Here is a 6,737-nt window from a genome sequence, read left to right as displayed (position 1 = left end):
GTGGAAGATCTCGCCAGGGCCAAAGAAGATCTGGAAACTATCGAGGATCTGTTTCTGGAGACCGTGGACCGGGTGGCGCGACGCTCCGGGGAGGTGGCCAAGAAGGCTCTGAGCGACATCGCCACTGAATCCCGCAAAACCACGTCCGTTCTCAAGGAGAAGGCCGGCGAAGCCGCTAAAACCGTTGGCGCACGGCTCAAGGAACTAGGTATAGACACCTCCGAAAAGGCCGCCAAGCTCTTGGGAAGGGCTGCCCGGAGCACTGCTGAGGAAGCCGGTAAACTGGCCAAAAGATCCCTGGAGGTAGCTGCCGGGGCGCTATCGGGTATGTGGAAAGGCGCCAAAGAGGCCCTTAAGAGAGAGAAAAAAGAAGACTGATCATAAAAAGTCGTTAGTCTGGAGTTCAGTCATCAACTAATGCCAGACGAACAGCTGCAAGAGTCACCCACAAGACTTGGTTCGGGACAATCCAGGGTGTCCGGAAGGGTTCTTGGGGTCTTCGGCAAGCTAAGGTCGGTGGCTGAACGCCGATAAAGGGAACTGTCTTGGCCATCCGTAAGATCGGCATCATCGGACGCACTTACCGCCATGCCCAGCGTTACCGGCAGATCCTGACGGTGCTTTTTCGATATGGCTTTGGGGATCTGCTGCACAGCCTGAAGATCGAACACTATCTGGATATCGGCCTGCGGTTGATTTCTCGCCAACCGCGGAAAGACCTGGAGACTCTCTCCCGGGCGGAGCGGGTCAGAATGGCCATCGAGGATCTCGGTCCGACATTTGTCAAGATGGGCCAGATTCTTTCCACTCGTCCGGATCTTTTGCCCACGGAGTTCCTCTACGAACTGGGAAAATTGCAGGACCAGGTGCCGCCCTTTGCCTCGGAACAGGCCCAGAAGATTATTGAAACAGAACTACAGGTTCCGCTTGACACAATCTTCAGAGATTTTGAAGAAATTCCCCTGGCTTCGGCATCCTTGGGACAGGTTCATCGGGCCCGGCTGGCCGATGGGGAAGAGGTGGTAGTCAAGGTCCAGCGGCCGGACATCCGCAAAACCATTGAGGTTGACCTGGAAATCCTGATGCATCTGGCTACCCTGGCAGAGCGACATCTAGCCGGCTGGGAGATCCAGCGCCCCACCCAGATCGTAGAGGAATTTACTCGGGTGCTGGAAAAGGAGCTGGACTACACCCTCGAAGCCTCCCACCTGGAGCGTTTTGCCAGTCAGTTTATCAGTGATCCCACCATCTATGTGCCCAAGGTTTATCGTGACGCCACCACCGCCAAGGTGCTTACCATGGAGTATGTGGACGCCATCAAGGTCTCCGACCTCGAGCGCCTGAAAAAGGCCCGGCTTAATCCGCAGGAGATCGCCCGCCGGGGCTTTGATCTGATCATGAAACAGATTTTCGTGCACGGTTTCTTTCATGCCGACCCCCATCCGGGCAACATCTTTATCTTGCCGAACAACGTCATCTGTTTTCTGGACTTCGGCATGATGGGGCGTATCGGCCAGAAAAGCCGGGATGACTTCGCCGACCTAATAATGGGGGCGGTGAGCCGGGATGAAGCAAAGGTCATGGATGCCCTACTCAGGCTCACCTATTGGGATCAGGAACCGGATCGCAGAGCTTTGCAGAGAGATGTGTCCGAATTTTTAGATCTCTACCTGTACCGCCCTCTCAAGGAGGTGGAACTCGGTCCACTCTTGCAAGAGCTGCTGGATCTGGTTGATAAGCATCGCCTGCGGGTGCCATCAGATCTGTTTCTGATGACCAAGGCCCTTAGCACCGTGGAGGGAGTAGGCCGCACCCTGGATCCGGACTTTGACGCCATGGAACAGGCGGCCCCGTTTATGCGAAGGATTCAGTTGGAGCGTCTGTATCCGCCGCGCATCGCCGGGGAGATGTTCGATTCGGGAATGGAATTGTTCCATCTTATGAAGGAATTTCCTGGAGAGCTGCGCGAGTTCCTCAAACAGGTCAGACAGGGCAAGATGAAGGTCGAATTCGAGCATCGCGGCCTGGAGCCGATGCTTCATACCCATGACCGGATCAGCAACCGGTTGGCCTTTGCGATTGTCCTGGCTTCTCTGGTGATCGGTTCCTCTCTTATCGTGCTTTCGGATATCCCACCCAAATGGCATGATATACCCGTTATTTGCCTGGCAGGTTTTGTGGTTTCCGGGGCGATGGGGTTTTGGCTGTTGATCTCCATCATCAGACGCGGGAAGCTGTAATTGTCCCAGCCCGGTCAAACCACTCGGAGGAAAGGCTGCCTCCTGAGGCTGAGTCTCGCCGGGGGTTGTCCGCCGCCGTACGATGGCCCGGTTATGAGCCTCCTCAAGGTGCCTTAGGTTGTTCATTGCCCCCGCCCAATACCGCATAAAGCCGCACGTGGTTGGCGAGCTTGGCCAGGCGAAGTAAAATAAGCTCGCGTTGGGCCGCATAGAGGGAACGTTGCGCATCCAGGACGCTCAGGTAGTTATCAATCCCCTTGACATAGCGTCCCTTGGAAAGTTGATAGGTTGCCGCGTTGGCGTTGACCAGTGATTGCTGCGCCGATATCTGCTGCCCTACTGTTCCCCGCACCGCCAGGGCATCAGCCACTTCTCTGAAGGCCGTTTGGATGGCCTTTTCGTATTGGGTCAGGAGGATTTTTCGATTGGCTTTGCTGACCCGCAGGGCGGCCCAGATACGAGCATCAAAGATCGGCAAAACGATCCGGGGCGCAAAGTTCCAGGTCGCCGAGCCGGAGCTGAACAGCCCGGAAAGCTCTGCGCTGGCGGTTCCCATCGCGGTGGTCAGAGAAATGCGGGGAAAGAAGGCAGCCCGAGCGGCGCCGATATTGGCATAGGCCGCCTTGAGCCGATATTCCGCTTGTAAAATGTCAGGTCGATTCAAAAGCACCTCAGAAGACAGACCGGGAGAAATCTCTTTGAGAGAGCCAACGTTGCTCAGGTCTGCGGGCAAAAGCTCTTCTGGGACCATAGAACCGGCCAAAAGATTCAAGGCGTTCTGATCCTGGGCCACCAATTGCGTGAAGCGGGCGACTTCTCTCCGGGCGGTATCCACCTGTGATTGAACCCGCTCCAGATCCAATCTGGAGGCGATGCCAACTTCATAACGTCGCTTAATCAAATCATAGGTGGCCTGCTGGGTCTCCAGGGTAGAACGGGCCAACTGGAGGTTCTCTTTATCGGCCGCCAGGGTCAGATACACTCGGGCAACCTCGGACATCAGCAAAATCCGGACGCTGCGCCGGGCCTGCTCAGTAGCCAGGTACTCCTGCAACGCCTCATCCTTCAGGCTGCGGAGGCGGCCGAAGAAATCAATCTCCCAGGAAGTGATTCCCAGATTTACCCGATATTCCTCCATGGTCATCGATTTCCCGGTGACCGAAAGATCGGCAGGCACCCGCTGTTTTCCGCCACCGCCGACGGCATTGACCACGGGCCACAGTTCCGCCCGCTGAATGCCGTACAGGGCGCGGGCCTTTTCCACATTCAAGGCCGCCAGCCGCAGATCCCGGTTATTTTCCAAGGCTCGGGCGATAACCTGTTGTAGCTGTGGGTCGGCAAAAAATTCCCGCCAGTTCAGCTCCAAGGCGGTCGGCCCCCCGACCGCGGCTTGGGTATCTTTGTAAGCTGGACCTTGGGGCCACTGGGTCGGAATCGGCGCTTCCGGCCTGGTGTATTTCGGCGCCAGAGTGCAGCCCCCCAGGCACATTAACAGTCCGAGAGCCAGTAACGCTTGTCTCCTCATCTTAACGCACCTCCTGGGGCCCGGTGGAATCAAGCTCTTGCTCAGGGATTTGCGGGGGTTGCTTTTTCTTGAATAGACTTGATACGAGGACAAAGAACATCGGGATGAAAAGAAGATCAATGAAAGTGGCGGAGAGCATCCCGCCGGTAACCGCGGTCCCAATGGCATTCATGGCGCCGGCCCCCGCCCCGGAAGCAATGGCCAGCGGCAGGGTACCAAAGAAAAAGGCCAGCGACGTCATGATGACCGGGCGGAATCGTATTCTCACCGCTCCCAGGGTGGCATCGATCAGTCCATCTCCATGCCGCAACCGTTCTTTGATAAACTGAATAATCAGAATGGCGTTTTTGGTCGAAAGGCCGAGCGTGGTCAGAAATCCGATCTGGAAATAGACATCATTGGGCAGCCCCCGCAACGTAGTGGCCAAAATCGCGCCAAATACCCCCAGCGGTAACATCAGCATATTTACAAACGGGATGGTCCAGCTTTCATACAGGGCCGCCACACAAAGAAAAATCACGAAAATGGAAAAGGCATAGAGGATAGGCCCTTGGGCGGTTGCCATCCTTTCCTGATAAGAGAGCCCGGTCCAGTCAAAACCGATTCCCCGCGGCAACTTCGAGGTGAGCTCTTCCATGGCCTGCATCGCCTCACCGGTACTTCTTCCGGGCGCTGGTTCGCCCCAGATATTGATGGACGGGAAGCCGTTGTAGCGCTCCAGCTTGGGAGAACCGTAGGTCCAGTGGCCGGAGGCAAAAGAAGCAAAGGGAACCATTTTCCCTGACCCATTACGCACATAGAGTTTTTCCAGATCATTGGGTAACATGCGGTTAGGGGCGTCCGCTTGGACGTAAACCCGTTTGACCCGCCCGGCTTGAATAAAGTCGTTGACATAAGCACCGCCGAAGGCCGCCGAAATGGTGTTGTGGATCTCGGTGATGGGAACCCCCAAGGCCCCGGCCTTTTCCCAATCCACGTCAATCCGGTATTCGGGGACGTCTTCCATGCCATTGGGTCGAACCCGGGTTAATCTCGGGTCCTGCCTGGCCATGTCTAGCAGTTGATTGCGGGCCGACATCAAGGCGGCGTGGCCCAGTCCGCCGAAGTCCAGCAACTCAAAATCAAACCCCGTAGCATTGCCCAGTTCAATGACTGACGGCGGCGGGAAGACAAAGATCCTGGCGTTTCGGATTTGAGAAAAGGCTCGCATGGCCCTTCCCGCAACTGCCATAACCTTTAGCTCCGGCCGGTCGCGGAGCTTCCAGTCTTTGAGCTTGATAAATGCCAGGCCGTTGGTCTGGGCCCGGCCGGCAAAGCTGTAACCGGCCAAGATTCCGCATGATTCAACCGCCTCTGGTTCGTTCTGGAGGAAATAATCCTGGATCTGGTTCAAGACCTGCAGGTTTTGTTCAAGGGTAGAGCCGGTGGGCATGATTACCTGGCCAAGGAGTATACCCTGGTCTTCATCCGGGAGATAAGCGGTGGGCATTCGATAAAACAGGAATCCCACCGTGGTCACGATCAGCAGGTAAATAACCAAGTAGCGCAAGGTCCTGGAGAAAGAGCGACCGACCACTCTCACATAGAGATCTCGGACCCAGAAAAAGATGTGATCAAACCACCTGAAAAACGGACGCAGGAAAAAGATTGCCTTGTCCGCGGGCTCATGTCCGGCCGCCACTGGTTTTAGTAGTGTGGCACAAAGGACCGGCGTCAGGATCAGGGCCACTATCACCGACAGCAGCATGGAGGTGATGATGGTCACGGAAAACTGGCGGTAGAGAACCCCGGTAGAGCCCTGAAAAAGCGCCATAGGGCCAAAAACCGCCGCCAGCACCGCCCCGATGCCGATCAGGGCACTGGTAATCTGGTCCATGGACTTAGCGGTGGCCTCTCGGGGCGGGAGCCCCTCTTCGCTCATAATCCGCTCCACGTTTTCCACGACCACGATGGCGTCGTCCACCAGAAGCCCGATGGCCAGTACCATGGCAAACATGGTCAGCATGTTGATGGAAAACCCGAAAAGTCCCAAAATCCCAAAAGTCCCCAGCAGCACCACCGGCACCGCGATGGTCGGGATCAGGGTGGCCCGGATATTCCCCATGAACAGGTACATGATTACAAAAACCAGAAAAATCGCCTCAAAGAGGGTCTTGACCACCTCCTCAATGGCCACACGGGTAAAGGGAGTGGTGTCGTAGGGATAAACCACCTTCATCCCCTTGGGAAAATAGCGGCTCATCTCTTTTAGTTTCGCCTTGATGGCATCAGCCGTGGCCAGCGCATTGGCGCCCGCGGTCATCCGGATGGCCTGGGCTGCGGCAGGCTTGCCATTGTAAAAGAACTCGACATCGTAGTATTCGGTCCCCAGTTCGGTCTTGCCCAGATCCTTGATCCGAACAATGGAGCCATCCGGGTTGGTGCGGATGGGGATCTTGGCAAATTCATCCGGGGTCTGGAGAAGATGCTGAACGATGATGGAGGCGTTCAAGCGTTGGCCTTTCACCGCCGGGGTCCCGCCGAACTGCCCGGCGGAGACCTCGACGTTGTAGGCCCGAAGCGCCCTGATAACATCTTCCATCGTCAGGTGGTAATTGGTCAGCTTGACCGGGTCGAGCCAGACCCGCATGGCATATTGATATCCGTAATTTTGCACCTCCCCCACCCCCGGCACTCGGGCCAGCACCTTTTCTAGGTTGGATTGGGCATAATCTCGCAGATCATAGCCGCTCATGCTGCCGTCTTCCGATATCAGGCCTACGATAAGTAAATAGTTTTTCGTGGCCTTGCCAACCTCGACGCCGATGTTTTGCACGACCGTCGGCAGGCTGGCCATGGCAAGCTGGAGCTTGTTCTGAACTTTGGACCAGGCGAGGTCCGGATCAGTCCCCGGGGCAAAAGTTAATTCAATGCGGCACATGCCTGAAGAGTCACTGGTGGCCGACATATAAAGCATCTTGTCAAGCCCGGTC

4 protein-coding genes are annotated in these 6,737 nt (G+C 56.3%); 2 read left to right on the top strand and 2 right to left on the bottom strand.

Translation table 11 applies throughout. The features are described from left to right. Both JRG72_11075 and JRG72_11070 read left to right on the top strand, forming a co-directional pair. Positions 1–378: hypothetical protein (locus JRG72_11075; protein MBW2135745.1), on the top strand; the 378-nt coding region annotated here is incomplete at its 5' end. A 152-nt stretch (positions 379–530) separates the two neighbouring features. After that, positions 531–2,240 carry an AarF/ABC1/UbiB kinase family protein gene (locus tag JRG72_11070; GenBank protein ID MBW2135744.1) on the top strand — a complete coding sequence of 570 codons (1,710 nt, stop codon included), beginning with the start codon at positions 531–533 and terminating at the stop codon, positions 2,238–2,240. A gap of 103 nt (positions 2,241–2,343) precedes the next feature. On the opposite strand, the gene adeC is transcribed toward JRG72_11070, so the two are convergent. Further along, positions 2,344–3,765 (bottom strand): AdeC/AdeK/OprM family multidrug efflux complex outer membrane factor, encoded by a 1,422-nt coding sequence (adeC, locus tag JRG72_11065; protein MBW2135743.1) that lies wholly within the window; start codon positions 3,763–3,765, stop codon positions 2,344–2,346. 1 nt (position 3,766) lies between these two features. Further along, a partial coding sequence (locus JRG72_11060; GenBank protein MBW2135742.1) for an efflux RND transporter permease subunit occupies positions 3,767–6,737 on the bottom strand: 2,971 nt, incomplete at its 5' end.

The organism is Deltaproteobacteria bacterium (assembly GCA_019309545.1).
GTDB lineage: Bacteria > Desulfobacterota > Desulfobaccia > Desulfobaccales > Desulfobaccaceae > Desulfobacca_B.
This window is presented reverse-complemented; position numbering and strand designations above follow the sequence as displayed.